Raw genomic sequence first — 2,131 nt, 5'->3', positions numbered from 1 at the left:
CATGGACAACCGCATCCCGCCGCGCGGCGCCTCGCTGGCCGAACTGGAGGCCGTGCAGTCGCCGGTGGTCGGCTACGGGGGCTACCAGGAGGGGCAGTTCTGGGACGACACGCTCTACGGCCTGCCCGCGGGCGCGAGCATCGTCGAGGTGACGCTCCACTACCAGAGCATCTCGAAGGAGTACGTCGAGTTCCTGCGCGACGCGAACACGACCAACACCCTGGGCCAGGACCTGCACGACGCCTGGGTCGCCCAGGGCCGCGCCGCGCCGGTGCTCATGGCCTCCGAGCAGCTCGTCCTGGCTTCGACCGGGGCGGGCGGGGTGCCGGCATGGCGGACCGCGTTGGCCCCGGCGTCGCCCAACCCGTTCAACCCGTCGACCGAGCTGCGCTTCACCCTGGCGCGGCAGGGCCGCGTCGGCCTGCGGATCTTCGACGAGCGGGGCCGCCTAGTGCGCGACTTGATTGCCGAGACGCTGGCCGCGGGCGAGCACGTCGCGACCTGGGACGGCCGCGACGGCGACGGCCGCGCGGCGGCCTCGGGCGTCTACGTGGCGGAGCTGCGCACCAGCGACGCGCGCGAGCTGCGCAAGATGACTCTTGTGAAGTGACGCGACCGTTCCCGGGATAGCGGGAAGGCCCCGGCGAAGGCCGGGGCCTTCTTCGCGCCGCTCATCCGCGGTTTCCCCGCCGGCCACGGCGCGGTATGATCCCGGCGGCCCCACACCCGGAGGATCGCCATGCGCCCGTGCCTCGCCTTCGCGCTGCTCCTGGCCCTGGCCGCCGCCCCCGCGGCGGCGTGCACCAACCTGCTGGTCACCCCCGGCGCCTCGGCGGACGGGTCGGCCTTCATCACCTACACCTGCGACGGGGAGTTCCACCCCATCCTGCGGCGCATCCCGGCGGCCGACCACGCGCCCGGCGAGATGCAGGAGGTGCGCTTCTGGGACGGCACCGTGACGGCGCGGATCCCCTGGCCTGCACACACCTACGCGGTCGTCGGCCTGATGAACGAGCACCAGGTGGCGATCGGCGAGACCACCTTCGACGGCCGGACCGAGCTGCTGGACGAGACGGGCGGTCTGCACTACTGGAACCTGATGACCCTCGCTCTGCTGCGTGCGCGCACCGCGCGCGAGGCGGTCGAGGTCATCACCTCGCTGATCGAGACCCACGGCTACCGCAGCACCGGCGAGTCGTTCTCGCTCTGCGATCCGCGCGAGTGCTGGCTGCTGGAGATGATCGGCGCCGGCCCCGGCAGCAACACCGCGGTCTGGGTGGCGCGGCGGCTGCCCGACGGCACCGTCTCGGCCCACGCGAACATGGCCCGCATCGGCACGTTCCCCACCGACGACCCGCAGAACTGCCTCTACTCGCGCAACGTGTTCAGCGTGGCCGAGGCGCGCGGCTGGTACGACCCGCGCGCCGGCGTCCCCTTCGACTTCGGTCAGGTCTACTGCCCGGCCACCGCGCAGAAGAAGCGCTACACCGCGACGCGCGTCTGGAGCCTGCTGCGGCGGGCGGCGCCGTCGCTGGAGCTGAGCCCCGACTTCCACCGCGGCGTCGCCGGCGCCGAGGACTACCCGCTGTTCGTGAAGCCCTACCGCAAGCTGGCCCTGACCGACGTCATGTCCCTGATGCGCGACCATTACGAGGGCACCGACTACGACATGACGCAGGGCGTGGACGCCGGGCCCTTCGGCGGCCCCGACCGCTGGCGGCCGATGGCCTGGGAACAGGGCGGCGAGACCTACACCTGGGAGCGGCCCATCTCGACGCAGCAGACCGGCTTCTCCCACATCGCGCAGAGCCGGCGCGGTCTGCCCGACCCCGTCGGCGGCTGCCTGTGGTACGGCGTCGACGACACCGACACGACGGTCTGGTTCCCGCTCTACGCCGGGATCACCGAGGTGCCGCCGTCCTTCGCGCGGGGCGGGCTCGAGGAGTTCTCCTGGGACTCGAGCTGGTGGGTGTTCAACCTCGTGGCCAACTACGCCGGCCTGAAGTACTCGTACATGATCGAGGACATCCGCGCCGCCCAGCGCGAGCTCGAGGGCGGGCTGATCGCGATGCAGCCGGCGGTCGAGGCGACCGCGGCGCGGCTGCACGCGCAGGACCCCGCGCTGTGCGCG

2 protein-coding genes are annotated in these 2,131 nt (G+C 72.5%); both read left to right on the top strand.

Going from position 1 to position 2,131, the window contains the following annotated elements; translation table 11 throughout:
* A partial coding sequence (locus Q7W29_03625; GenBank protein MDO9170902.1) for a FlgD immunoglobulin-like domain containing protein occupies nt 1-610 on the top strand: 610 nt, incomplete at its 5' end.
* Nucleotides 611-739: 129 nt separating this feature from the next.
* A partial coding sequence (locus tag Q7W29_03620; GenBank protein MDO9170901.1) for a C69 family dipeptidase occupies nt 740-2,131 on the top strand: 1,392 nt, incomplete at its 3' end.

Source organism: bacterium, assembly GCA_030654305.1.
Taxonomy (GTDB): Bacteria; Krumholzibacteriota; Krumholzibacteriia; order LZORAL124-64-63; family LZORAL124-64-63; genus PNOJ01.
The sequence above is the reverse complement of the archived record's forward strand: the minus strand, read 5'-3'. Positions and strand labels throughout refer to the sequence as shown.